Source organism: Pseudomonas sp. Root569 (genome assembly GCF_001427465.1).
Classification (GTDB): Bacteria; Pseudomonadota; Gammaproteobacteria; order Pseudomonadales; family Pseudomonadaceae; genus Aquipseudomonas; species Aquipseudomonas synxantha.
In genome coordinates this window covers 180,338-207,123 of the sequence record NZ_LMGQ01000029.1, presented here as the reverse complement: position 1 = coordinate 207,123, position 26,786 = coordinate 180,338, and the positions used below count along the sequence as shown (strand labels likewise).

The 26,786-nt window shown below is 61.2% G+C and carries 12 protein-coding genes; 4 read left to right on the top strand and 8 right to left on the bottom strand.

Annotated elements, in window-relative coordinates; translation table 11 throughout:
- Positions 1–20: 20 nt before the first annotated feature.
- Entirely contained in the window at positions 21–2,522 is a 2,502-nt protein-coding gene (locus ASD70_RS27545; protein WP_236708748.1) for an RHS repeat-associated core domain-containing protein, read from the bottom strand.
- A 549-nt stretch (positions 2,523–3,071) separates the two neighbouring features.
- Here ASD70_RS27545 and ASD70_RS27540 point away from each other — a divergent pair.
- Complete coding sequence (locus ASD70_RS27540; protein WP_056847968.1) at positions 3,072–7,667, top strand: SpvB/TcaC N-terminal domain-containing protein; 4,596 nt, start codon at positions 3,072–3,074, stop codon at positions 7,665–7,667.
- Positions 7,668–7,808: 141 nt separating this feature from the next.
- Here ASD70_RS27540 and ASD70_RS27535 read toward each other — a convergent pair whose 3' ends face one another.
- The 3 genes from ASD70_RS27535 to ASD70_RS27525 form a co-directional block, all read right to left on the bottom strand.
- A complete protein-coding gene (locus ASD70_RS27535; protein WP_056847967.1) occupies positions 7,809–10,799 on the bottom strand; it encodes an RHS repeat-associated core domain-containing protein in 2,991 nt (996 codons plus the stop codon).
- 137 nt (positions 10,800–10,936) lie between these two features.
- Positions 10,937–11,230 (bottom strand): BolA family protein, encoded by a 294-nt coding sequence (locus tag ASD70_RS27530; protein ID WP_046071886.1) that lies wholly within the window; start codon positions 11,228–11,230, stop codon positions 10,937–10,939.
- A gap of 6 nt (positions 11,231–11,236) precedes the next feature.
- Complete coding sequence (locus tag ASD70_RS27525; RefSeq protein ID WP_003236690.1) at positions 11,237–11,755, bottom strand: DUF2059 domain-containing protein; 519 nt, start codon at positions 11,753–11,755, stop codon at positions 11,237–11,239.
- Positions 11,756–11,950: 195 nt separating this feature from the next.
- Here ASD70_RS27525 and ASD70_RS27520 point away from each other — a divergent pair, with 195 nt between their 5' ends.
- Positions 11,951–13,333, top strand: coding sequence for a class II fumarate hydratase (locus ASD70_RS27520; RefSeq protein WP_046071885.1), 1,383 nt, complete (start codon positions 11,951–11,953; stop codon positions 13,331–13,333).
- Here the strand turns inward: ASD70_RS27520 and ASD70_RS27515 are convergent.
- The 3 genes from ASD70_RS27515 to pap all read right to left on the bottom strand — a co-directional run bounded on the left by ASD70_RS27515 (position 13,330) and on the right by pap (position 17,735).
- Entirely contained in the window at positions 13,330–14,286 is a 957-nt protein-coding gene (locus ASD70_RS27515) for a DMT family transporter (RefSeq protein WP_056847966.1), read from the bottom strand. The two genes, ASD70_RS27520 and ASD70_RS27515, sit on opposite strands and share 4 nt — an antisense overlap.
- Positions 14,287–14,855: 569 nt before the next feature.
- On the bottom strand, positions 14,856–16,040 hold the full coding sequence (locus ASD70_RS27510) for a thiolase family protein (protein WP_056847965.1): 1,185 nt from the start codon (positions 16,038–16,040) through the stop codon (positions 14,856–14,858).
- 180 nt (positions 16,041–16,220) lie between these two features.
- The gene (pap, locus tag ASD70_RS27505) at positions 16,221–17,735 is read right to left on the bottom strand and encodes a polyphosphate:AMP phosphotransferase (RefSeq protein ID WP_046071882.1); all 1,515 of its coding nucleotides are present in this window, start codon (positions 17,733–17,735) and stop codon (positions 16,221–16,223) included.
- A gap of 153 nt (positions 17,736–17,888) precedes the next feature.
- On the opposite strand from pap, the gene mnmC reads away from it, so the two are divergent.
- Entirely contained in the window at positions 17,889–19,880 is a 1,992-nt protein-coding gene (gene mnmC, locus ASD70_RS27500; protein WP_056847964.1) for a bifunctional tRNA (5-methylaminomethyl-2-thiouridine)(34)-methyltransferase MnmD/FAD-dependent 5-carboxymethylaminomethyl-2-thiouridine(34) oxidoreductase MnmC, read from the top strand.
- Positions 19,881–19,887: 7 nt separating this feature from the next.
- Here the strand turns inward: mnmC and ASD70_RS27495 are convergent, their stop codons facing one another.
- Positions 19,888–24,702: an NEL-type E3 ubiquitin ligase domain-containing protein gene (locus ASD70_RS27495; protein WP_056847963.1), complete on the bottom strand. Its 4,815-nt coding sequence runs from the start codon at positions 24,700–24,702 to the stop codon at positions 19,888–19,890.
- Between the two features lie 310 nt (positions 24,703–25,012).
- On the opposite strand from ASD70_RS27495, the gene ASD70_RS27490 reads away from it, so the two are divergent.
- Positions 25,013–26,785 (top strand): N-acetylglutaminylglutamine amidotransferase, encoded by a 1,773-nt coding sequence (locus tag ASD70_RS27490; RefSeq protein WP_056847962.1) that lies wholly within the window; start codon positions 25,013–25,015, stop codon positions 26,783–26,785.
- Position 26,786: the final 1 nt, after the last annotated feature.

Sequence of the window (26,786 nt, the reverse complement as noted above, 5' to 3'; positions counted from 1 at the left end):
CGCCACGGTGATTCGTTCAATCAGCGTACCGCCCGCCTTGAAGCCCTGGAACTGGCGGGTTTATAGCTGCGCCACGCGGACGAGTTGGATTCCCAAGGCGCATCGACCCGCTGTTGGTGCCGATAGAACGTCACGCGGCCTGCCAGTTGCTGTCGATGCCGATAAAGCCAGCGCAGTTCCGAACCTGTGGCAGAAGACTGGGACTTATCGATTACCCGATTCAGGTCCAGATCATCAAGAGCAAAATGCACATGGCGCATGCTTTCAGGGTCCGTCAGGGTCTTCAATGACGACTTACTGATGCGGCTGACCAACTTATGCTGGAAGTCAATCAAGTCCACGTCTATGTAGTCTTCAAGGGTGCGCTCGAATGAATAGTCGCCAGAAGCAAGATCACTGACAAATTTCTTCGCGAACTCCCGGTTGGCGGTGGTCGATGTACAGCCCGAATACTTCGCCACAACAGCGCCATAGAACTGCTGTGCGACCTGTACGCCTTGCTCACTGATCGTTTGCCTGTACCTGGCCTCGCTCATCCTGCCGAGCCCGTACCGAACGTGCGCACTGACGCTTTCTGCCAGCGCCGCTGTTGCCGGCCCTATTTCATCAATTCCGACATAGGCGGCCATGATGTCTCCACGTGCCGTCAGCTTCGACCAGAAGCTACGATAGCTACGCACAGTATTCGCCAAGCCGAAAAGGATATCGCCTCGACCTGGTTGGAATTGCTCGCCGAACAACGTTTGCCCACCATCGGCATCCCTGAACCGCAAGGGATTGCCCAGCGCCATCGCATACAGATTCAAACCGTCCACGTCACCCAGTGGGTCCGGACTGATCCAGCGTTGCAGCCACGGCGCGTAATACCGATATCCGTAGTAATACAACCCTGTCGCGTCGCGCTCCTTGCCCGCGTAGCGGCGAATCTTATAGTTGGCTCGCTGCGTATCGTTGGTAGCCCACCACGCCGTCATGCCATACGGATAGTAGTGCTCCTGGCTCAGCAACTGCGCGTGCTCGTCCAGCTCAAGTAAACTGCTGCTGAGGTGATCGAGGATGCTGAATTGCAACTTCTCGGCGCTCATATCACTGGGGCGACCGTGCTCCCATTGCAACACCGTGACACGACCGCCGCCCGTATCAATCTCCAGCACGTTCAAACGCTTGCCAGGTTGTATATGCAGGTGCAAACCCGGCAAGTAGCACGTCAGTTGCGTATGGGGTTTACCCGCGACCCGTTGGCTTCTGATCTTGGCAGCCCGCTGGCCCTGGCCGTCGTAGAGGTAATTTTCCACATCAGGATCACCCTGTTCACGCCGCACCTGGGTGGCATGGGTGAGTTGATTACGCACGTTCCAGCCTAACCGTTGGCCGCCGCCCAGCGATTGCTGGTTACCGTTGGCATCAAACATCGTCGCCCAGTGTTGCGCCGCACCGTCAGTGACCGACAAGGCGCGATTGCTGCCCACCGCTACACTCATGTCCCGGGTATACCCTGCGCCACTGCTCGCCACATGGCGCAGGCGTGTCAGGTTGCCATGCTCGTCGTAGGTATAATGCTGGGTGTAATTGCGCCAGAGTCCGTCGCCGGTTGCACCAAACGCCACCCGCCCCGGGGCTGCCTGACCACCGCTGCCAACAGCATTTTCCCGACCGCTGGCCTGGGTTAACTGGTAAAGACTGTCGTACTGGTAACGACTGACCGCATCAATGCGCGCATTGCTGTGCCATTGAGTCGGCTGGGCCTGGTCGCTGAGGCTGAGGATATTACCGACCGGGTCGTACTCGTACACAAGGTCCTGTAAAGGCTGGATAGCCTCGCCCTTGCGATACACCGTCAACTGCAGCAAACGATTATCCTCAGCGGCGTATTTCGCCACTTTGGTGACTTCATTGCCTAGCCGTTCGGACTCCACCAAGCCGCTGGCGTTGTACACGCGCTGGTTCATCAACACTTGGCGTGTACCCTCACGCAGGGTCAGCGCAACCTCCTGCAGCCAACCTTGCCGCCCATAGCGCCAGTGCCGGCGATTGCCCCTGGCGTCGATCTGCTCCAGCAGCGCCCCCAAGGCATCGTAGCGCCAGGTCGTGGTATGGGCTTTGGTTTCCAGCTGTTCAGCTTGATTGTCATCGCTCGATGGCCAGTCAACTGCCGAAGTGTCCATGCGAAACCGTCGAGTCTGCTTGATGACGTTCCCACCGATCCCGTACTCATCCATCAACACAACACCGGCCGGGTCCGCGTGACGAATCAGCCGTCCACAACGGTTGCCGGCCACCTCGGCTGCCCCATAGGCCAGGCGCTCTACACAACGCGGCCGTGGCTCATTCGCAGTCTGTTCAAATACTGCCACCGGGCGTAGCAGACGGTCGTAGCGTTGCTCCTGATGGGCTTGACGCGAATCCCAGGTGTGCAACGGCTGGCCCGCTTCGCCGCGTAATATCAGGCGCCAGCCGGCATCGGCGCTCTCGGTGCGAACCGTCTCGCCCGACAGACTGAAAATGTTCGATTGCGATGCCACACCGCCAGATCCCCGCGCACATTGCCGCGGGTCCCACTGACCGGACAAAAAACCACTGGCCCCAAAAACCTGTCGGGTAACCCGTGCCTGCGGAGCCTGGGTCACGCTCTGGCGGTGATATTCAACGGTACGTACAGCCAGTCCGCGAGGATCCGTGGCCTTCAAGGTAGGTGTATTTCGATGCAAAGAATTAGACATGAACTCATGACCTGACTAGCTAAGGTCAAAAAAACTCTAGGGAGCTGCTCTGTGCAGTGGGGGTATTACGAGGATGTTTTATGTGTCTAATTACAAGGACTGAATACCATTGGGACTGCTACGCAGCCCAACGAGAGCAAGCGTTATCGCCACAGATACTGGGCTGCGGCGGTTTAAATACCTATGCCCGGCCCCGTCAACCTGCGTGATAGCGTTTTTTCATTGCCCGCCGAACCCATCGGCGGGAGTGAAGGAACGTATGAATATGCAAGCCGACAGCAGCTCCTTGCTCGCTCAACTGATTGACCACACACACCCTTGCACCCCCGCCGCAGCCAGTTGGGGTCAGGCATGAGCGACGACACTCTCAAACTGCAGGTCAATACCCCGACACTGCCCAAAGGCGGTGCTGCCATCCAAGGCACCGGCAAGGGCTGGGGCGATATCGGCTCCAGTGGTACAGCAAGCTTTGAAATTCCCTTGCCGATCTCTCCCGCGCGCGGCTATGCGCCGGCCATGTCGCTGACCTACCACAGCGGCGCCGGTAACGGCCCCTTCGGCCTGGGCTGGGGGCTGCCCCTGGGCGCCGTCAGCCGGCGTACCTCCCATGGCGTGCCTGACTACACGATGCACGATGTATTGGTGGGCCCCGACGCGCAAATCTGGCTACCTGAACGCGACGCCAACGGCGTGATCAGCAGCAGCCGCCTTGCTTCATTCAAAGGCTTGCCACTGTCCATCGCGTATACGGTCACCCGCCACTTCCCCAGGGTCGAGACCCGCTTCGACCGTATCGAACACTGGCAATCGGCAACCGACACCGCCGGCTTCTGGCTGATACACAGTGCCGATGGCAGTCAGCACTTTTACGGAAAAACCCCCTTGGCCCGAATTGCCGATCCGGACCACGCGCACCACGTGGCGCAGTGGTTGTTGCAGGAAAGCCTGAATGCCCACGGTGAGCACATTTATTATCACTACACAAAAGAAACCGATAACACGCGCTACCCCAGGGATTGTCGAGCCCGGCATTACCTGGAAAGTGTCTGCTACGGCAACTTCACCGCCCGTGAGCACGAGCAGCTTTACCTCTGGCAGACCGACGATAAACCGGACGTGGGCTGGCACTTTCAATTGCTCTTTGATTATGGTGAACGCGCCCTTGAACTGGATAGGCGGCCGACGTACCAGAAAATCCGGGATTGGCCGGAACGACCCGACCCCTGCTCGGATTTTGCCTTCGGCTTCGAGTTACGCACCCTGCGCCGGTGCAGCCAGATCCTGATGTTTCACCACTTCCCCAAAGAAGCGCGAATGGGTGCCGAGCCGGTACTGGCCAAGCGCTTGCTGCTGGAATACCACGCACCCAGCCATGTCAGCCTGTTGAGCGGGGTCCATGAGCAGGCCTTCGACAGCGCGGGCAATAGCGTGAGCCGCCCGCCGCTGGAGTGTTTTCATCAATCGAGCCATCTCAAGGTCGACCCGGACCGCTACCAGGCATTCAATGCATTGCCCAAGCTGCATGACGGTGATCGTTATCAACTGGTAGATCTGTACGGCGACGGCCTGCCCGGTATGTTGTATCGCGCAGACAACAGTTGGTATTACCGTGAACCGCTGAGGCCGCAACACCCGCAAACCAGCGACGAGGTGAGCTACGGTGCGGCGCGGGAGTTGACGCGGGTGCCGGTCGCCGACAGCACGCGGCCCATCCACCAGGCGCTGGCCGATGTGGATGGCGACGGGCGTTTGGACTGGCTGGTGGCCGGGACCGGGCTCAACGGTTTTTTCAGCCAGGACGAACAGCACAATTGGTCAGTCTATACGCCGTTCGATGCATTCCCGTCGGAGTTCTTCCACCCCCAGGGCATGCTCGCTGACTTGATGGGGGCAGGCCGTCATGACTTTGCGATGATCGGCCCGCGTAGCGTACGCCTGTATGAAAATCGCCGAACATCCGGCTTCGCACCCGCCACTGAGGTGCCGTATACGCCCGACGATGGGTTGCCGATCATTTCCTACTCACCCAATGAACTGGTGGCGTTCAGCGATGTACTCGCCACGGGCCAACAGCATCTGGTGCGTATCCGGCATAACGAGGTGAAATGTTGGCCGAACCTGGGTCGGGGTCGTTTCGCCCGGGGTTTTGTATTGGCTACATTGCCGTTTCGTTATCAAACGTTCAATGCGGCGCATGTACTGCTCGTCGACCTCAATGGCGGCGGCGCGGCAGACCTGCTGTATTTGAGCGCCACTCACTTGAGTATTTTCCTCAACAAAGGCGGCAACGGCTTTGAGACACAGGCGATCCACGTCCCTTGGCCAGAGGGCGTGCAGTATGACAACCACTGCCAGGTCAGCGTTATCGATGTGCTCGGCCTGGGCTGTCCAAGCCTGATCCTGACCGCAGCCCACCAGACCCCCAGCCACTGGCGCTATGACTTTTTCAGCCAGAAGCCCTGGCTGCTCACGCGCACCTACAACAATATGGGCGCCCAGGCGTCGATCAAATATCGCAGCAGTGCCCAAGAGTGGCTGGACGAGAAACGCGAGCTGCATGCCAAGGGCCAACCTGCGATCAGCCAGTTACCCTTTGCGCTGCTGCTGGTCAGCCAACAAACCCAACGAGACGAGATTACCGGCAACCAACTGACCCAACACTGGCGCTATCGCCAGGCTTATTACGACCGCACGGACCGCGAATTTGGTGGTTTCGGGCTTGTGCTGCAAACCGACACCGAGAGCAGCAAAGACACGCAACACACCCAGGGTTTCAGCGCCCCCGTGCGCACCAAAACCTGGTTTCATACCGGGCAATCCATCGACATGCCCACCCTCGGCCATAGCACTCACGACCCCCAGGCCAAAGCCATGGGCCCCACGCTGGTCAGCCGCTACAAAGCGACGTCCGGGGCACAGCCGCTGGATCACCACGACGACTTGATCAGCGATCCTGCGCCACCGTTGGCACGCGAAGTGGCACGTGCACTCAGCGGCAGTGTGCTACGGGTGGAGGTGGCAGCGGCGGAGCCGGCGCACGACACCCTACCCTATTGCGTCAAGCAACAGCGTTATCTGATCCGCGAACTGGCGCCGAACAATGCCCATACGCCCTATGCCCGGCTACTGCCATTAGCCCTGGAGTCGATCAGCTATCAGTATGAAGGGGTGGAAGACGATCCCGTGTGCCAGCACCAGATCAACCTGCGCTGGGACGCCTATGGCTGCCTGGTGCATGGTGTCACCCTGCATTACGCCCGCCGTACCAGCGCCTACGGCTCACCACCCGCCGTGCTGGTCGATGAGTATCACAAGCGTTGGTGGCGCGATACCCATGACAGCGCACAGCAGTTCTATTACCTGAGCGAAACGCTGGCACAGCACATTCATCTGGACGACGCACAAAACTGGCGTCTGGCCTTGCCGTACCGCCAACGAAACAATGCCCTGGTGCTGGGCAAAGCGCCAGCGGCCGGTGGGTTAGAGCTTGGGCGTATCGCCTATGAAAAGTTCATCGACAACCACGACGGGCCATTGGCCGCAGGCGCCAAACGCGAGCTGAGCAGTTTGTCGGTGCAGCGCTATCGACAAGCCGGTGGCCTCGGTAAAACCCTGGAGCCCGGCGTCGCCAATGCCCAGGCCTTGACTGACTACCTGGAAACCGCAGAGCTGGATGACAACGGCCTGAATGTCTACAAGCACATACCGGCGATGCCTGACCAACCTGCGGTTGATCTGGTAAAAAAGCTCAGCGACAGCGGCTATCACTCCATGGAGCTGTTTTTTCTATTCGACGGCGAGGTGCCGCCCGAGGAAAATCGTCTATGGTCGATTCGCCGGCACTTTCCGCGCTATGGCAAGGCTACCCAGTTTTATCGGTTAAGGGCGCTGCGGACCACCAAGGCCCATGGCGAAACAACACTCAACTATGACCCCTATACGCTGCAAACCGTGCGTGTAAAGACGCCGGACGGTTGTGTGACCAAAGCCGAATACGACTATCGCCTGCTGCTGCCGACAAAAATTGTCGACCCCAATGGCAATATTCAAGAAGCGCTGTATGACGGTTTTGGGCAAATGCTCGTCAACACTTTTCGCGGCCACGAACATAACCTCACAGTGGGTTTCGCCGCGTTGGAGAGCTACCGCCCGCTCAAGGATGTAACGCCCGCGTTTGCCATAGAAAACGCGCAAAGCGTGTTGCAGAGCATGGCCAGCCTACACTGCTACGCCCCGTTCAGTTGGATGGGCGCGGTCGACTTGGCCATGGTCAAGCCGGAGTGGGTCGCCAAAGCCTATCTGCTCCCCAGCGGGCATATCCGCGCGGGTGCGAGGGCACGTCTGAGTGCACGAGCGCGCCAGGGTAGCGGTCGCCAGGGGCTCAGCGACAGCGACAAACAACTCCAGGCGTTGATCGACAAAGCCAGCCGGACCCCGGTGCATGGGCTCATGTTGCAAGCCGACCGCTACCCGGACGATGCCGCCCAACAGATCCGCATGACCTTGACCTGTTGGGATGGCTTTGGTCGTACCTTGCAGACCAAGCAAAAGACTGAGCCAGGCCTGGCCAATGCGCTCGACGACCAGGGCAACCTGCTGGTCGACAACCTACCCGATACGGTACCCGGCACTTTCAAGAAACAGCTGCGCCAAGTGCATGCCGACCCCCGCTGGCGCGTCAGCGAGCGTGTTGAATACAACAACAAGGGCCTGGTCATTCGCATCTACCGCCCCTACTTCGCTGACAAGCACGCCTACGTCAATGATCATTCCATGCGTGAGCTGGGCCACAGCGACCGACAGTTCTACGACCCTCTCGGCCGCCCGACGAAGACATTGACCGCAGCAGGATTCATACGGCGTACCACCTATTGGGCCTGGTACACCGTCAATGAGGATGAAAACGATACCTACGAAGAGCTGCAAGCTCCCTCTCCAAAGCACTGACAGACGAACGATAAGTGCCCGGCTGACCGGATCGTCAAAGCGCGTGCGCTTTCCAGTTTTTGTTCGCTCCCACGCAGAGTGGGAACGGTCAACGCAGGCTTGAATCCGTGGCAACCCGACAGGACGGCGGCCCATTCCCCCCTACCTGGAGCGTGGGCTTGGGCGCCAGCTCGTCGCCAAGGTCGAATATCCGCCCCTGGCGAACTGTACGAACAAGCTGCGCCATTCGGTCAGCGCGGCAATCATGCCGCGGGCCGCCATCACAAGGTTGCGTGTCATTCGGCCTTGGGCGGCCATGGGCAAGCCCGTCAGCGCAACGGCCAATGCCTCGACACCGGACGCGGCCCAGTGCGTCCACACCTGATTGAACATTCTGCTCAGCCCACCGTGCATCGTCGCGGCAGGGTCTGGCAGCTGCAGGGTCTGGCCATGGGGATCGTGGACAGCCGTTGGGTGACCGCCACGAATCATCGTTCCCGCCGCTGCATCGTAGGCTTCTATTGCAGGTGAAACATTGGGTAGCATCAGCGCAGGCACTTCCCCGCCGTATACCGCGTTGGCCACGGTAGCAAGGGCATAGGCCGCCGTCGCCCCGGCGGTGCGCGTCAACCTGCCGCGCAGGGGCGTGCTGCCCCAGGAGACGCCAGTACCGTGCCCACGGAGGACCTGCTGCGCGAGTTCCCTGGAGAGCGCGCGCACATGCCCGCCCAACCGCTGGACCGCTACCGGGTCCCAGCTGTGCTCGGCTTGATCACCTATCGAGTCGCCATAAACGGCATATCCCATGCCCGCGGCACCTGCAAGAACAGCACCTACATGGGGTGCATATTGCGTCCAGTTACCGACAATACCAGTGCTCATATGTGCCGTGGACACTGCATCCAGTGCCGCAACGGTCATGCGCAAGATTTGATTGCGTTGCGCCGTCGGCTGGATGTTGCTGAACACCGCCAGATCGACACCCGTCCAGAAGGTATTGGAAATATAGGCGGATAAACCATCGCGAATCGCAGCCGATGAAGCCGCTTGTATCCTGGGTCGCAAAATGAGCTGCATATGCGCGAGCCTGCGACTGATGGAAAGCCTGCGTAGTTGAGTCTGCCGAGGTTGTTCCAAAGCCGGTGTCGCCGTCAGCCCCTGCTCATCGATCTTGCTGACGGGGTTGCCGCCGACCATGGCGTACAAATTCAAACCGTCAGCATCGCCGGTCGGGTCCGGGCTGATCCAGCGATACAACCACGGCGCGTAATACCTGAAGCCGTAGTAGGACAGCCCACTGGCATCGCGCTCCTTGCCCGAATAACGGATGAATTTATAGCTCGCCTCGCTGGCGCTTTTCGCCGCCCACCACGCGGTACCGCCGTAGGGATAATAGCTTTCCTGGCTAAGCAGTTGCGCCTGCTCGCCCAGCTCCATAGTGCTGCTGCCCAAGTGGTCCGATAAGCCGTAACGGATCTGCGCATCCTGGCGGACGCCCGAGGGGTGGCGATCCCAAATCAGGACGCGGACGGTGGTAGTACCGACATCGAGGTTGAGTACATTCAGTTGCTCACCCGTTGCGCTGTCATGGCGAACTTCCAGTTCCGGCAAGTAGCGCACTTCGGCCGTATGCACCACGCCCCGGGCCTGGGAGACCCGGCGTTTGAGGATGCGCCGACCGGTGGCATCGTAGGCGTAGCGTTCTTCATCGTCGTTGCCGCCCTCACGCCGCAGCTGCGTGAGGCGCACCAGTTGATTGCGCACATCCCAAGCCATCTTTTGATCGCCTCCCAGCGTTTGCAGATTGCCGTTGTCGTCAAAGCCCTGCCCCAACCCGGGCGCGGTCTTGCCATAGGCCTGCGGCAGAAAATGATTGCTGCCTGCGGCCACGCTCATCTGCCGCGTGAAGCCCGTGCCGCTGCTGGGCACATGCTGCAACTCAAGCAAATTGCCGGCAACGTCATAGCTGAACCGCTGGGTGTAGCGACGCCATACGCTGTCGTCTGTCGAGCCAAACGCCACCCTCGCCGGTAACGCAGGACCGGCGGTATTGCCGGCGGTTTCGCGGCCGGTGGCCTTGGTCAGTTGCGATAACGTGTCGTACTCATAAAGGCTGGCCGAACTGATTCGGGTGTTGCTCGACCATTGCGTCGGCTGGGCAAGGTCATCGATGCGCACGATGTTGCCAACGCCGTCATAGTCGTAGCTCAGGTCTTGCAACGCTGCGCCCGGTTGTGCGGGCAGACGGGCGGTCATTTGCCGCAAGCGACCATCGAACTCGCGGTATTGCATGGTGCGCACAACACCGTTGCCGGCGCGTTCACTGAGCACCTGGCCGGCTGCGTTATATTCGCGCTGGCTCAACACCTGCGTAGACGCGCCGCCCATGGGGGTGACGAAGATACTCGCCGGTAGGCCGTCAACGGCATAGGCGTAGTCGACGCGATTACCCTTGGCGTCCGTGTGATGCAAGCGTTCACCCAGCGCGTTAAACCCAATGGAGGTCTGGAACCTCTCGGGCTCCAGGCGCACCTCGCGTTGTGCATCGGCTTGGGGCCAATCCAACGCAGCATCCGCCTGCCGGAAGCGTCGGGTCTGCTGCTCAACCTGCGCGTGCAGCCCATAGAATTCGTGGAACACCGAGCCGCCACCGTCATCGTGGCGAACCACTTGGCCACAGCGGTTGCGTGCAGCCTCTTCAGCCGAGGGTAAAGCATAGGCAATACGCTCGACGCACAGCGCTTGCTCGTCATTGGCCGCCTGCTCGAAGACGGCGACCGGGCGTAGATATTGATCGTAGTGATGAGTCTGGTGAGCGCCACGCCCATCCCACTCTTCCAGTAAATTCCCGGCTTCGCCCATCAGTGTCAGTCGCCAGCCGGCGTCCACGCTGTCGGTGCGCAACACTTGTCCGCCAAGGCTATAGACCGTGCGTTGATTAGCCGGGGTGGCAGGCTGAGAGCGTGACAACTGCGACAGACGTGGGTCCCATTGTTCAATCATCATGCCCGTACTGCCAAACACCTGACGATGAATGCGCGCCTGCGGTTCAACCTCTGCGCTTGAGCGGTGGTAATCGATGTTACGAACAGTTAACCCACGCGGGTCGAATGCAGCCAGGGACGGCGTGTTTCGATGGATGGAAGCAGACATGACCTCAAGACCTTAGTGCTGGATATGTAATCCTGAAAGCCTAGGGATGAGGTGTGGAGAAAGGTGGTGCTGGAGGATGTTTTGTGTATCCAGGTACTGGCATCGCCCCGACCCGCTCGCGCGGGTCGGGGCTGCGCTCAATGCCCGCCGGCGCAGGTCGGCGAGGCCGGGGCTGCGTCGATTTTCGCCCATTCATCAGGCGTATAGGTATGCAGCGCCAACGCATGAAACTCGCTCATCAGGTCACCCAGGGTGGCGTAGACCTTCTGGTGGCGCTTGACGCGGTTGAGCCCCTCGAACTGCGAGCTGACCAGCACGGCCTTGAAGTGGGTCTGCAACCCACGACTATGCATATGGCTCTCATCCAGCACGTCCAAGTGTTGCGGCTCCAGGGCGGCGAGCGCCGTTTCGATACGCTGTTGCATGGTCATTCCTGCTTACTTCTTCTTGGCCGGTGCGGCGGCTTTTGGCGTCAGCTCGTTGGTCATGTCTTCCAACAGCTTGTTCACCACCGGCACCGCGCTTTCCAGCTTGGCCTGGGTCATCTGGGCCGATTGCTGGGTCAGTTGTGGCATTTTTTCCAGGACTTTCTTGCCCAGTGGCGACTGGTAGAAAGCTACCAGGTCCTTGAGTTCCGATTCGCTGAAATTGGTGGTGTAGAGCTTGACCATGTCCGGTTTAAGCTTCGGCCAGCCGATAGCCTGGTCCAGGGCAGCGTTGGCCTTGGCCTGGTAGCTGTCCAGTACAGACTGCTTGGCGGCAGGCGCCTTGGTCTGTTCGAAGCGCTGGGCGAACATTTGCTGCACTTGCATGTACACCGGGGTCCCCAGCTTGTCAGCATGGGCCAGGGTAAGGAAGGCTTCGGCACTGGCGTTGTGGCTGGCGGTATCGGCAAAAACCTGGCCGCTGGCGCAAACCAGAGCAACCGCGGTACAGATGGCACGAAGACGAGTCATCGAGTTTCCTTTTCTAGCAGGCGAGGTAAGACCCCAAGGGCGCCCATTCTGCGCCTAAAAAACCTCGCGGCTCAACCCCACCCCACGCAGGCCCTGGTTTTGCGGGGCGCAATGGCACAAATACCGATTTAGGGAACCCACGGCAGCCGTCAGGGCCTAAACTGACCAATCACGACTGGATAAGGAGGGTGCCCGATGAGCCGTATCGAAACCGACAGCCTGGGAGAAGTACAGGTCCCTGATGATGCGTATTGGGGCGCGCAAACCCAACGTTCGCTGGTCAACTTCGCGATTGGCGAGCAACGTATGCCGCTGGCGGTATTGCATGCCCTGGCCCTGATCAAGAAGGCCGCCGCCCGGGTCAATGACCGCAACGGCGACCTGCCCGCCGATATCGCCCGGCTGATCGAACAGGCCGCCGACGAGATCCTCGAGGGTCAACATGACGACCAGTTCCCTCTGGTAGTCTGGCAGACCGGCAGTGGCACCCAGAGCAACATGAACGCCAATGAAGTGATCGCCGGTCGCGCCAACGAACTGGCAGGCAATAACCGCGGCGGCAAGAGCCCGGTGCATCCCAATGACCACGTCAACCGCTCCCAGAGCTCCAACGACTGCTTCCCTACTGCCATGAGCATTGCTGCAGTGCAGGCGGTGCATCAGCAGTTGCTGCCGGCGATTGCGACCTTGTCCGGTGGCCTGGCGGAGCTGGCTGCACGGCATATGAAGCTGGTCAAGACCGGGCGCACCCACATGATGGACGCCACGCCGATCACCTTCGGCCAGGAACTCTCGGCGTTTATCGCCCAGCTCGATTACGCAGAGCGGGCGATCCGCAGTGCCCTGCCCGCCGTGTGCGAGCTGGCCCAAGGCGGCACAGCGGTGGGCACCGGGCTCAATGCACCCCACGGCTTTGGCGAGGCGATTGCTTCCGAGCTGGCAGCGTTGTCGGGCCTGCCCTTCGTGACCGCGCCGAACAAATTCGCCGCCCTCTCCGGCCATGAGCCATTGGTGACCTTGCACGGCGCGTTGAAAACCCTGGCCGTAGCGCTGATGAAAATCGCCAATGACCTGCGCCTGCTAGGTTCAGGCCCACGGGCCGGCCTGGCCGAAGTCAAGCTACCGGCCAACGAACCGGGCAGTTCGATCATGCCGGGCAAGGTCAACCCCACCCAGTGCGAAGCGCTGTCGATGCTGGCCTGCCAGGTGCTGGGCAACGACGTGACCATCAGCATGGCCGCCAGCCAAGGGCACTTACAGTTGAATGTGTACAAGCCGGTGATCATCCATAACCTGCTCGAATCGATCCGCCTGCTGGCCGACGGCTGCAACAACTTCCAGGAGCACTGCATCGCCGGTCTTGAGCCCGACGCCGAGAAAATGGCCGAACACCTGGAGCGCGGGCTGATGCTGGTCACCGCACTCAACCCGCATATCGGCTACGACAAATCGGCAGAGATCGCCAAGAAAGCCTACGCCGAAGGGCTGACACTGCGCGAAGCCGCGCTGGAGCTGGGCTACCTCACCGACGCCGAGTTCGACCAGTGGGTACGTCCGGAAAACATGCTCGGTAGCTAAACCGCCATGCGCAGCCGCCGGGCCTTGAGCCCGGCGAGCAGCGACGGCGCCAGGGCGACTGCAGCTGACCCCAAGACCACCACGAATGCGCCGAAGTAGCCCAGGGCGTTGATCTCTTCGGCCTGGACATAATCCGGCCACAGCCACGCCGCCAGCGCCACCGCGACAAAGGTCACCAGCGGCGTCAACGCCAGGGTCGCACTCACCCGCGACGCCTCCCAGTGGGCCAGCGCTTCGGCAAACGCGCCATACGCCACCAGCGTATTCATGCAGCACGCCAGCAACAGCCAGCCTTGCAGGGGGCTCAACTGCAACGCCTCCAGGGGATGCGCCCACGGCGTGAGCAGCAACGCGCAGAACAGGTAGATCACCATCATCACCTGCAAGGAATTCCATACCGTCAACAATTGCTTCTGGCCCAAGGCATAGAACACCCAGATCGAGGTGGCCAGCAGGATGGTCAGCACCCCGGCGGTATAAGTGCCCAGGGACGTCAGCAACTCCACGAGGCGCTGATTGAAAAACAGGCCGAAGCCGATAATCAGCAGCACCAGGCCGAGGACCTGCCCCAGGCTGAAACGCTCCTTGAAGACAAACACGCTGGCGATCATCAGGAAGATCGGGCCCATCTGCACCACCAATTGGGCGGTGCCGGGGCTGAGCATCTTAAGGCCAACCAGATACAGCACGTAGTTACCCACCAGCCCGCACACCGCCATGGCCACCAGCCAACCGCCCTTGGGGCCGAGCACCTTGCGGCTGGGCAGGCGCTTGGTGGCGGCGAGGTACACGAACAAGCAAGTGCCGGCCACTGTGAGACGAAACCAGGTGACGGTGATCGGGTCCATGACCTGCAGGACCTGCTTGAGCTTGATCGGAAGAATGCCCCACAGAAAGGCGGTCAGCAGAGTCAGCAAGAAACCGTAGACCCAGCGGCCGGAAGAGATGTGCATGAGTGCCCCAAAAAAAGCCAGAGGTGGAGGAGCAGCCATTCTAGGGGTAAGTGACCAGATTCGGATACGTGGATGGCCAAATGTGGGAGGGGGGCTTGCTCCCTATAGCGGTGGGTCAGCCAACATCAATGTTTGCTGGGCCGACGTCTTCGCGGGCAAGCCCCCTCCCACATTTGATCTTCGCCGCTTTGAGCATTTCGTTCGCTTAACTGACTGGCATTAGGGCTTGCCCCCGATAGCCATGGTTATCTATACAACTCTGACGTAGCGACCCTCAGTAACCACGATGCGAAGCGAGCCGCTCTTGATAGCCGCCCCGCGCCATGGATGGCGCGTGGCGGCGGCCCCCCAAATCCATGGCGGATTACGGGCACACCGAGCCTGGGCGAGGTGCCGAGTGGTGGGGCGAGGACCTTTTGCTCACTTTTGGGTCCTTCCAAAAGTGAGCCGCTGTAAGAGCGGAACCCTAAGTGGCCGTTACCGCAGGAATGGATATGTACTCGATCTAATCCAACATGCTGGCCGGCTGTCAGGTCGCCATCGGGGGCAAGCCCCCTCCCACATTTTGATCAGCTTACGGCTTCGAAGAGCCCAGTAGCGCCCATGCCGCCGCCCACGCACATGGTGACAATGCCGTAGCGCAAATTACGGCGTTGCAGCCCCCGCACCAAATGCCCCACCTGCCGCGACCCGGTCATGCCGAACGGGTGGCCGATGGAGATCGAGCCGCCATTGACGTTGTACCTGGCGTTATCGATCTCCAGGCGGTTGCGTGCATACAGGCACTGCGAAGCAAAGGCTTCATTGAGCTCCCACAGGTCGATATCCGCCACCTTCAAGCCCTTGGCCTTGAGCAGCTTGGGCACCGAGAACACCGGGCCGATGCCCATTTCGTCCGGCTCGCAGCCGGCGACGGTAAAGCCACGGAAAAATGCCTTGGGCTTGAGCCCCAATGCCAGGGCTTTTTCCAGGCTCATCACCAGGGTCATTGAAGCCCCATCGGAGAGCTGCGAGGAATTGCCCGCCGTCACCGAGCCATCTTCGGCAAATACCGGTTTCAAACCACTGAGACTGGCCAGTGTGGTGTCCGGGCGGTTGCAGTCGTCGCGGTCCACCACGCCATCGAGGATCTGCACTTCACCGCTGTGCTTGTCCTCGACCTTATACTTGACCGCCATCGGCACGATTTCATCATTGAACAAGCCATCGGCCTGGGCCTGGGCAGTGCGCTGCTGGCTCTGAAGGGCGTAGATGTCCTGCTCCTGGCGGGTGACCTGATAGCGGCGGGCGACGATTTCGGCGGTCTGCCCCATGGGGAAATAGATGCCCGGCACCTGCTCTTTGAGCAGTGGGTTGATCAGGTTGTCGGTGTTGACGCTTTTCATGGTCAGGCTGATGGACTCCACACCACCGGCGACAATGATGTCGCTGCAGCCCGAGGCAATCTGATTGGCGGCGATGGCAATCGCCTGCAAGCCCGACGAACAGAAACGGTTGAGGGTCATGCCCGCCGTGCCGGTACCCAGTTGCGAGAGCACCGCCACATTACGCCCGATGTTATAGCCCTGGGCGCCTTCGTTGGAGCCGGCGCCGACGATGCAATCCTCCACGGTGGCCGGATCGATGCCATTGCGGGCCAGCAGCGCGTTGACGCAATGGGCCGCCATGTCATCGGGGCGGGTCTGGTTGAACTTGCCACGAAAGGACTTGGCCAGGCCGGTTCGCACGCTGTCGACGATCACTACTTCACGCATGGGCTTACCTCGATCTTGTGGTTGTGGATCGAGGATAGAGCCAGGCCCGGCCGGCTGCGATGATCATTCACTGCATAAATGCAAAAGCATGGGGCCAACACACGGTCTACCTGATGTGTGGCGATCCAATGTGGGAGGAGGCTTGCCCCCTCCCACATTTGGACCATTGTTCGATCCGCGCTATTTCTTTTTCTTTTTGTCGTGCTTGTCGGTTTTATCGAATGCGTCTTCCAACGCACGATTGATGGTGCGCAGCACCTTGACCCGCGCCCAGCGCTTGTCATTGGCTTCCACCAGGGTCCAGGGCGCCACCTCGGTGCTGGTGCGATCAACCATGTCGCCCACGGCTGCACGGTAGTCGTCCCATTTGTCGCGATTGCGCCAGTCGTCCTCGGTGATCTTGAAGCGCTTGAACGGGATCTCTTCACGGGCCTGGAAACGTTCCAGCTGCGTTTGCTTATCAATGGCCAGCCAGAACTTGACCACGATCACGCCAGCATCGCGCAACTGCTCCTCGAAATCATTGATTTCGCCATAGGCGCGCATCCAGTCCGTCGGGGTGCAGAAGCCCTCGACGCGTTCCACCAGCACACGGCCATACCAGGAACGGTCGAACACGGTGAACATGCCGCGTGCCGGGATCTTCTGCCAGAACCGCCACAGGTAGGGTTGCGCGCGTTCGTCTTCGCTGGGCGCGGCAATCGGCACGATATGGTACTGGCGCGGGTCCAGGGCGGCGGCCACACGACGGATCGCGCCGCCCTTGCCCGCCGCGTCGTTGCCCTCGAACACCGTGACCAACGCGTGCTTGCGCATGCGCTTGTCGCGCATCAGGCCGGAGAAGCGCGCCTGCTCGGTGATCAGTTGCTCTTCATAGTCGTCCTTGTCCAGGCGCAGGGTCATGTCGAGGCTGTTGAGCAGGCTTACCTGGTCTACGGCCGACGGCAGCGGCGCCGGGTTCATGCCGCTGGCCTTGCCCTTGGGCATTTTCAAGGCATTTTGCAGGCCTTCGAGCAGGATCTTGCCCACGGTAAGGCTGCGGTAATTGCTGTCCACCCCTTCGATCACATGCCACGGCGCGTAATCCCGGCTGGTACGGCGCAGCACGCGCTCACCGAAATGCACGAACTTGTCGTAGGTCTTGGACTGCTGCCAGTCCAGCGGGCTGATGCGCCAGCTGTGCAACGGGTCGTCGGCCAGGGCCTTGAGGCGTGCCTTCATCTGCTTCTTGGACAGATGGAACCAGAACTTGAAAATCAGCGCGCCTTCGTCACAGAGCATTTTTTCCAGGCGCTCGGCACCGGCAATGGCCTGGTCGAGCCGGGCGTCCTTGATCTGCCCATGCACCCGGCCTTGCAGCATCTGGCTGTACCAATTGCCGAAAAAGATACCCATGCGGCCCTTGGCCGGCAGCTGCCGCCAGTAGCGCCAGGCCGGTGGGCGCGCCAGTTCCTCGTCGGTCTGCTGGTCGAAGGTACGCACTTCGATCAGGCGCGGGTCCATCCACTCATTGAGCAGCTTGACGGTCTCGCCCTTGCCGGCGCCCTCGATGCCGTTGATCAGGATAATCACCGGGAAGCGTTTCTGCTGCTGCAGTTCGTACTGCACCTCCAGCAAGGCTTCGCGCAGGGCCGGCACTTCGGCGTCATAGGTGTCTTTGTCGATGGCGTGACCGATTTCGGCGGATTCGAACATGGGCAGCTCCGTTTCAAGATGGCTCAAGACTAGCGGATTGGGCAACGACCTGGGGCAGGAAATTCCACCCGCGCTTGTCTTGGGTCAATTCAACCCCTGTTGATCGGCTAGAATGGCCGCCTTGTCTTTGCCCGCTTTCCTTTATGAGCCGCCATGAACCCCATCACCCACGCCCAGCTCGACTGGGATGACCAAGGCCGCCCGCACTCGCGGGTGTTCGACGATGTGTACTTCTCCGACCAGTCGGGCCTTGAAGAAACCCGTTATGTGTTCCTTGAGCAAAACCGCCTGCAGGAGCGCTTCGCCGCCTTGCCTGCGGGAGGGCGACTGGTGATTGGCGAGACCGGCTTCGGCACCGGCTTGAATTTCCTCTGCGCCTGGCAACTGTTCGAGCAGCACGCCGCAGCCGGTGCGCAGCTGCATTTTGTCAGCGTGGAAAAATACCCGCTCAGCCACCCTGACCTGCAACGTGCCCTGGCCCTCTGGCCTGAACTGCAACCCTTGGCCGAACAACTCTTGGCGCAATACATCGCCATCCATCAGGGCTTCCAGCGCCTGGTGCTGGGCCACGGTCGCGTGACCCTGACCCTGTTGATCGGCGATGCCCTGGAGCAACTGCCGCAACTGGATGCACAGATCGATGCGTGGTTCCTCGACGGCTTTGCCCCGGCGAAAAACCCCGATATGTGGACCGCCGAGCTGTTCGCCGAACTGGCGCGCCTGGCGGCGCCGGGCTCGACCATCAGCACCTTCACCAGTACCGGCTGGGTGCGACGGCTGATCAACGCGGCGGGCTTCAAGATGAAGCGCACGCCGGGCATCGGCCACAAGTGGGAAATCCTGCGCGGTGAGTTCGTCGGCTGGCCAGCCGATATTCCCAGGCCCACGGCTACACCACCGTGGTTCGCCCGCCCAACAACCCACTACGCAGAACGCCGCGCCCTGGTGATCGGTGCGGGGCTGGCCGGTTGTGCCACCGCGGCCAGCCTGGCGGCACGGGGCTGGCAGGTGTGCCTGCTGGAGCGGCATGCGGCGCTGGCCCAGGAGGCGTCCGGCAACCCGCAAGGGGTGCTGTACCTCAAGCTGTCGGCCCATGGCACCACACTGTCGCAGTTGATTGTCAGCGGGTTCGGTTATACCCGCAGGCTGCTCGAACAACTGCAGCGTGGCGTGGATTGGGACGCTTGCGGCGTGCTGCAACTGGCGTTCAACCCCAAGGAGGCCGAGCGCCAGGCACAACTGGCGCAGGCCTTTGCCACGGACCTGTTGCACCCGGTCGATGCGGCCCAGGCCCAAGCCTTCGCTGGGGTGGCGCTGGACCAGGGCGGGTTGTTTTTCCCCGAGGGCGGCTGGGTCCATCCGCCAGCGTTGTGCGAGTGGCAGGCCCGCCATCCAGGCATTGAGGTGCGCCTTCATCAGGAGGCGCTGACTTTGCAGCAGGTCGACGGCCAATGGCAGGCCCGTGATGCCGAGGCGTTGATCGCCAGTGCACCGGTGGTGATCCTCGCCGGGGCCGCCGAGGTCAAGCGCTTCCCCTTCAGTGCCGCCCTGCCCCTCAAGCGGATTCGCGGGCAAATCACCCGCTTGCCGCAAACCACTGAAAGCCAACGCTTGAGCACGGTGGTCTGCGCCCAGGGCTACGTCGCCCCCGCACGTCTGGGCGAACATACCCTGGGGGCCAGTTTTGCGTTCAACAGCGACGACTTGACGCCCACCCTGGCCGAACATGTCGATAACCTGAGCCTGCTACGGGAAATTTCCCAGCCCCTGCTGCAAGCCCTGCATGCTGACAGCGCACCACTGGAAAGCCTGCAGGGGCGTGCGGCATTTCGCTGCACCAGCCCCGATTACCTGCCCATCGTCGGCCCGCTGGCCGATGCAGCGGCCTTCGCCCAAGCCTACGGCGTACTCGCCCGGGATGCCCGGCAAGTGCCCGATACGCCCTGCCCTTGGCTGGACGGCGTGTACATCAACAGCGGCCATGGCTCACGCGGCCTGATCACCGCGCCCTTGTCGGCAGAACTGTTGGCGGCCTGGCTGGATAATGAACCGCTGCCGTTGCCCGCCAGCGTGGCTCAAGCGTGCCATCCCAACCGCTTCGCCTTGCGTGAATTGATTCGCGGCAAGCCCCGGCAGACCCCATGAACCCTGCCTAGCGAATCTCGCACACCCCCAGTTCGTCAGCGCGCATGGCCGCCAGGGTCAGGCGCTCGAAGGCCACCTGTTCGGCGGTGGCCTGCTCCTGCAGAATGCCGTTCATGCGCGACCTGAAGACCTCGTCCTCAAGGTCATCGCCTTGTTCGAACACCTCTTGCATCCGCGCTTCGAACGGCTCGTTAAGGGTTCTGAAACTGGCGGCATAGGCGCGCTTGAGGTAATCCGTCCAGAACGGCAGGTCATTGAGAAAACGCAACAGCTCGGGTGAAACCTCTGCGGCCTTGATTTTGATTTCCGCATCGCTCAGCGCCGCCGGGGTGACACCGCTCAAGCCGGCATAACGCATGTGCCTAGGCTGCCCTGGCAGATAGAAACGGCTGGCCAGGCCGGTGCGGTAGGCCAGGCTGACTTCCAACGGATCGCCGCCGGGGTTGGCGATGCTGTGATTGCGCGCAATGCTTTCCAGGCGATCAAGCCGATACAGGCCGCGCCCCAACGCCAACAACGGCCTGGCAGACAACTGGCCGCCCTCGACCTGCCGGCGCGCATCGCTGATCTCAACCAGGATTTCCAGGGCGCTGAAGCTCACCGCCGCGCCGTCATCGCAGTTGTATGGGGTAGCGGCCCGGTCGAACACTTCAGTAGCCAGTTCATCGCGCTGGCTGGTCGCCTCGAGTACACGCCATACGCGCCGGGACATGTCTTCACGCACATGCTCGCTGTCAGCCGCGCCGCCCAGCTCGGCCAGCAACTTGAACAAGCCGTCACTGGACCTGTCATCCTTCAACATCCGCCATATCACCTCTTTTGGCGCGTAGTCGGCCAGCCGCAAATCCGGCATCCACAACTCGCGAGCGGCCTGCTCGTTCAAACGCGCAATATCGTCTTCGTAAAAGCCCATGCCCACGCCGCGCTGGCGACGGTAATCGAGCACTTGCCGGCTGGTGGAGGCCGACAAGGGGTTGTGGCGCAAGTTGATACCTTGGGTGCGTTGTCGAGGCGCCGTGAACAACCAAGCCGGCAGCTCGGTAATGTCGTTCTCGCGCAGGTCCACACTGGTCAGGTAGGGCAAGCGCCACAAGTGTTCGGGAAAGCTCTTGAGCCGGCAGTCACGCAAGATCAGTTGGTGCAGGTCGAACAGGTGATCGACCCTGGGCGGGTCAATCAGCGGGTTGCCCGCCAGGTTCATGATCCTCAGGTTGCGCAGGTCTGCCAGCTTGGTGCGCGTGTAGGCGGTCAACGCCAGTTGATTGTCATCCAGGTACAAGGCTTGCAACTGCGGCATTCGCGACAGCGCCTCCGGCAAGCGCGTCAAGCGGTTACCCGACAACTCGAGGGACGTCAGCCCGGTGAAGTGCTTGAGGAAATACCCCACCTCATCCCCCACCCCCATGTTCTTCATTGTCAGTTTGCGCACGTGCTCGAACTTGATCTGGGGTGGCAAGGTGGGCAGCGGCCCGCCGATCATTTCATCAAGTGACAGGCTGGCTTCTTCGTTCAATCCGGTCATCCTTCGCCAACAGTCTTTGATGCGCTGCACGATGATCTTGCGACTGAACCGCGCGTCCGCTGGCGTGCCCGGGATTTTCGTCAGCGCGGCGCGGTCATGGCGCCAGGTGCTGAGCACTGAGCGCAGGGTTTCATAGTCGTCCTGCAGGCCCTTGACCGCACGGGCACGTGCCATGTGATCAGCCCCCAGGCTTTCGATCAGGCTTGAAGCCTGGGCATCATCGAGCAAGGGGTAGAGTTTTTTCACCTTGCGGACCAGTGCCGCCGGCTGCGGCGTAACCTGCGGCGGTGACGCCTGCACGCAACCTTCGCCCCACGACGGCAAGGATTCGGCAGAGACACGCCGCAGATGCCCAGCCACCAGGTCACGCTCATCCCCGACCCGCCAGCGTAACCTCAACTGCAACTGCGTGGCGCCCCGCTCGCCGGTGGAGTAAATCCCCAGGCCGGTGCGCTCTGTGGCTGAAAGCGTGTTCAACAGTGCCTGGTAAAAGCCCAACGGGCCTGGCAGCGGCTCATGCAGGGAGCGACCCTGCTCATCGAAAGCCTGGTAGCCCTGACCAGACTTGACTACCTTGCGCAGGCGGGTCGCCGTGGCATTTTCCAGCTTGCCAATCAAGGCACCGTCCAACGTCTGCTCATGCACTTGCACGCGCAGCTGCGCCGGCCATCCCGGTAACCGCCCCAGCAGGCTGACCGCCAGGCGTTGAGTCGATTCGGTGGCCAACGGCGGCAGGTAGAAGCCGGCCACCGCACGGTCTTCCTGCAGCTCGCGCCACGCCTGCCTGGCACGCTGCGACAGGCGCAAGGGCACGCTGGCGGTATTGCGCAAATACAGGCGTTCCCATGACGACGCCTGGGCCAATAGCTCCTCGGCCATCCCGGTGGGCAATTGCGCGAAGCGGTGTTTGAGCACGCCGGCAATGCCCGAAGCGGGCCGATCAGCATGTTCGCAGAGCTGGTCGAACAGCGTGCGGTAATGCCGTTTTACCCCCGCCAGCAAACGCGTACGCAGCAGCTTATGGGCCTGCTGGATGTCGGTTTTTTCGCCCAACAGCACGTCGCGTTCCTTGTCGCTGAGGGCCTCGAGCAGCGTGTGCATCACCTGGCCGTCCTTGAGTTGCTGCTCACTGACGTGGATGCTCATGTCTTCGTAATCGAATGGAGCGGTGTCGGGATAGCGCTTGAGCAAATTACCCTCGGCGTCCAGCAGCTCGAAAAACCGCCCCTTGGGCCACCCTTCCAGCATCGGCAAGGCCAGCATTTGCACGGTCCCCGTACCGGCATCTGGCTGGCTCTGGAATTCCAGTTGCCAGGCCAGGTCGCGGATCAATTGCTCCTGGCGCCAACGCATCACACAGTCGCGCAGCCGCTGCGGCAAGGGCTGGTTGTACTGCGCCAGTTGGCGTAACCAGGGCAACCGGCTGTTGGTGGTGCTGATGATTTCGTCCAGGCGGCCATCGGGCAGTGATCTCAAGCCGGGCGACAAGCGCTCAAGTACATAGTTCGGGCTGTTCCACTGTTCGACCTGCTCGGCCTGATGACGCCAGCCGCCGAAGCCGTTGTGCTCCAGCAGCGGGCAATAGGCCGCTTCACGCACCGGATGCAGCACGCGCCAACGACCGATGCCCGCATCGAAAAACACCCGGTAGATCGCGCCGTCAATCGCGATATAAGAGCGCCCTTGATATTGGTAAATGCCTTTGTAGCTAGGGTTGGCAAGCACCTCAGGAGTCACCGACTGCTGGTAGGGGCGCAGATCACGTCGCCACAACCGTGATTGCCCCTGGGCGGACTTGACCGCCTCGAACTGCTCGAAATAACTTGCCGGCGTGCTCGAAGCGCCCTTGAACAAGGCGCCGACAACTTTGCCCCCGGCTGCCAACAGTGCCATTGACGCGATGCCTGTGGCCACATTGGTCATATGCTCCAGTGCCTGGGTCTTGTGCTCGTGTCGCCAATCCTGGACGCCCTCGAAGACCTCGCCCAGCAGTTGACCCACGCCTACCCCCAGCATCAACTGGCCCAGGCCCGGCACAAAAAAACCGGCAATATTGGCCAATGTCAGGCCCAGCTCCACATAACGTTCGTTCAGCGATCTGCGAGCCTCCTCGTCTACCTCCGCCACCGGCACCGCCAGTACCCTGGCATCCAATTGCGCCTTGCCGACATAGGCATCGAAAAAAAACCGCGACACACCGACGGTGACCGACACCGCCTCAAGGCTTTCCACGGCTTTACGGGTATCAAAACGCTGGAAAAAGTCCACGCGCTCGGATTCGTCCAGATAGCCCTTGAAAAATTCGCGATAGGCTGGCTCCTGCAGCTTGGACGACAGATAGCCCTTGAACGCCGCCAAGGTGTCGTACTCGAACCATGGGCGGGCTGGATCGTTGGGCATGTACACCACGCAGCGCCCCGGGGACAGGCCCTGGCCGGTGCTGCCGGAAAATACCAGCACGCTCCATGCGCATGCCTGGTCGATGTTCAATCCATGCCAGACCAGAGCACGGCCCTCCAGCAACAGGTCGCGGGTTGGATAAGTGTCCCTGCCCGACCACAGCACCTTGAATAACAGCGTGCCGGTCTGCGTGGTCACATGCCCCTTGCCCATGGCGACATGCAGGTCCAGGCGCATGTCACTCAGCTTGAGCCGGCCAATGTCCCTGGCGGACGGGTTATAGGCATCCACCGTCGTCACCTCGCCAGGGGCGGGCAAGTCGAAGACCTCGCGCAGATGTTGCTGATAGGCCGCCCCCAGGTCCAACTCACGACAATAGCCGGCAAACTCGACGGCACTCATGGACTCGACCTCAAGCCCCGTACCGACGTCGCGCACCAGTGCACCGATGCCCAAGCCGCCGTCCTCAGCCTGGGAGGCGCTGAAATTCTGCATAGCGGCCTGCAGCAGCGTGCGCTTCTCGACCGTCACCGTCATCAACAGCGGCCCAAGCAGGTCGGGGTTGGCGTTAGTCATCGAGCGATGGGGCAACTCCAGCACATCGTGCTTTACATCCAACTGCTGGCCCTTGGAGAGCAGCAATGCTTCAAGTCGCTCGCTGCAGAACTCGTCGAGCGGCTCCAGGTTTTTCAATAGCCTATCGAGCGTCTCGCGCAATACCTCACTGTCCTCATGCTCACGCTTGATATGCGCCAGGCTGCGGGCGTCGGCATGAACCATCCAGCCGGGCAACCGGTCGAGCAAAACTTGGGTTATATCCAAATCCTGGGTGGCCTCCAGCAGTTTGCCGGGCAACTGCGCCCACACCGTTGGCGTAACCACCTCACTTACCTGTGACATCCATGACCTCCATGACAACCTTGAATAATGACGCTCCACCATATGCCCGCCGCCGCCGGGAATGGGTTTGAATACCTGCTGGTTTGCGCGGGCTACCGCCCCATAATTTGCGTGCAACCTTGACCTATCTAACGCCCCCGCCACGCAGCCCGCGGCGGGCCGTGGATGCTCACCAGCGCCTGAGGCCCCGACTGCTTATAACTTATCGTTCTAAAACTCCACGGGTATGCCTGGGTCAGTTTCAGGGTACCTGCGCGTTCAGCGCGCGATGTGTTGACCTCTCCCCAACGGAAAAACCGGTAAGGACTTTATGTGTGGATTAGCTGGCGAGTTACGCTTTGATCATCAACCTGCCGACCTGGCAGCGGTAGAACGCATCACTCATCACCTCGCCCCCCGAGGCCCCGACGCATGGGGCTTCCACGCCCAAGGGCCGATTGCCCTGGGCCACCGTCGCCTGAAAATCATGGACCTGTCGGACGGCTCAGCCCAGCCGATGGTCGACGCCCAACTGGGGCTGTCCCTGGCTTTCAACGGCGCGATCTATAACTTCCCCGAACTGCGGCAAGAGCTTGAAGCCCTGGGCTACGCCTTCTATTCCGGCGGCGACACCGAAGTGTTGCTCAAGGGTTATCACGCTTGGGGTGAGGCGCTGCTGCCCAAGCTCAATGGCATGTTCGCGTTCGCTATCTGGGAACGTGACGCCCAGCGCCTGTTCATCGCCCGTGACCGCCTGGGCGTGAAACCTTTATACCTGTCGCGCACCGGCCAGCGCCTGCGCTTTGCCTCGGCGTTGCCGGCGCTGCTCAAGGGTGGCGATATCAACCCGATCCTGGATCCGGTGGCCCTTAATCATTATTTGAATTTCCATGCGGTGGTGCCGGCCCCGCGCACCTTGCTGGCGGGCATCGAAAAGTTGCCACCCGCCACCTGGATGCGCATCGAGGCCAGCGGCAAAACCGAGCAGAAAACCTGGTGGACCCTGCCCTATGGCCCCCGTGAGGATGAGCAGAACCTCAGCCTTGAAGACTGGACCGACCGCGTCCTCGACAGTACCCGCGAAGCCGTGGCTATCCGTCAACGCGCCGCTGTGGATGTAGGCGTGCTGCTCTCCGGTGGTGTCGATTCGAGCATGCTCGTCGGTCTGCTGCGTGAAGTTGGCGTGCAGGACCTGTCGACTTTTTCCATCGGCTTTGAAGATGCCGGTGGCGAACGCGGCGACGAATTCCAGTACTCGGACCTGATCGCCAAGCACTACGGCACCCGCCATCACCAACTGCGCATCGCCGAGAGCGAAATCATCGAGCAATTGCCGGCGGCGTTCCGCGCCATGAGCGAGCCGATGGTCAGTCATGACTGCATCGCCTTCTACCTGCTGTCGCGGGAAGTGGCCAAGCATTGCAAGGTAGTGCAGAGCGGCCAGGGCGCCGATGAACTGTTTGCTGGATACCACTGGTATCCGCAGGTGGATGGCGCCAGCGACCCCTACGCCGCGTACCGCGATGCGTTTTTTGACCGCAGCTACGACGACTACGCGGCCACCGTCGCGCCGAAATGGCTGACCGCCAACGACGCCGCCGGTGATTTCGTGCGCGAACATTTCGCCATGCCGGGCGCGGATGCCGCGGTGGACAAGGCCCTGCGCCTGGACAGCACGGTGATGCTGGTGGATGACCCGGTCAAGCGGGTCGACAACATGACCATGGCCTGGGGCCTGGAAGCGCGTACGCCGTTCCTCGACTACCGCCTGGTGGAGCTATCGGCCCGCGTGCCGGGCAAGTTCAAGCTGCCCGACGGCGGCAAACAGGTACTCAAGGAAGCGGCGCGCCGGGTCATCCCCAGCGAAGTCATCGACCGCAAGAAAGGCTACTTCCCGGTGCCCGGCCTCAAGCACTTGCAAGGCGACACCTTGAACTGGGTGCGTGAACTGCTGCTGGACCCGAGCCAGGACCGTGGCCTGTTCAACCCGGCCATGCTCGACCGCTTGCTCACCGACCCCCAGGGCCAACTGACCCCGCTGCGCGGCTCCAAGCTGTGGCAGTTGGCGGCGCTGAACCTGTGGCTCAGCGAACAAGGAATCTGAT

What these genes read in the sequence shown, in the direction of transcription:
- ASD70_RS27540 (WP_056847968.1), top strand. Translation starts at nt 3,072, where the DNA reads ATGAGCGACGACACTCTCAAACTGCAGGTCAATACCCCGACACTGCCC.
- ASD70_RS27535 (WP_056847967.1), bottom strand. Translation starts at nt 10,799, where the DNA reads ATGTCTGCTTCCATCCATCGAAACACGCCGTCCCTGGCTGCATTCGAC.
- ASD70_RS27530 (WP_046071886.1), bottom strand. Translation starts at nt 11,230, where the DNA reads ATGACCATGCAACAGCGTATCGAAACGGCGCTCGCCGCCCTGGAGCCG.
- ASD70_RS27525 (WP_003236690.1), bottom strand. Translation starts at nt 11,755, where the DNA reads ATGACTCGTCTTCGTGCCATCTGTACCGCGGTTGCTCTGGTTTGCGCC.
- ASD70_RS27520 (WP_046071885.1), top strand. Translation starts at nt 11,951, where the DNA reads ATGAGCCGTATCGAAACCGACAGCCTGGGAGAAGTACAGGTCCCTGAT.
- ASD70_RS27515 (WP_056847966.1), bottom strand. Translation starts at nt 14,286, where the DNA reads ATGCACATCTCTTCCGGCCGCTGGGTCTACGGTTTCTTGCTGACTCTG.
- ASD70_RS27510 (WP_056847965.1), bottom strand. Translation starts at nt 16,040, where the DNA reads ATGCGTGAAGTAGTGATCGTCGACAGCGTGCGAACCGGCCTGGCCAAG.
- pap (WP_046071882.1), bottom strand. Translation starts at nt 17,735, where the DNA reads ATGTTCGAATCCGCCGAAATCGGTCACGCCATCGACAAAGACACCTAT.
- mnmC (WP_056847964.1), top strand. Translation starts at nt 17,889, where the DNA reads ATGAACCCCATCACCCACGCCCAGCTCGACTGGGATGACCAAGGCCGC.
- ASD70_RS27495 (WP_056847963.1), bottom strand. Translation starts at nt 24,702, where the DNA reads ATGTCACAGGTAAGTGAGGTGGTTACGCCAACGGTGTGGGCGCAGTTG.
- ASD70_RS27490 (WP_056847962.1), top strand. Translation starts at nt 25,013, where the DNA reads ATGTGTGGATTAGCTGGCGAGTTACGCTTTGATCATCAACCTGCCGAC.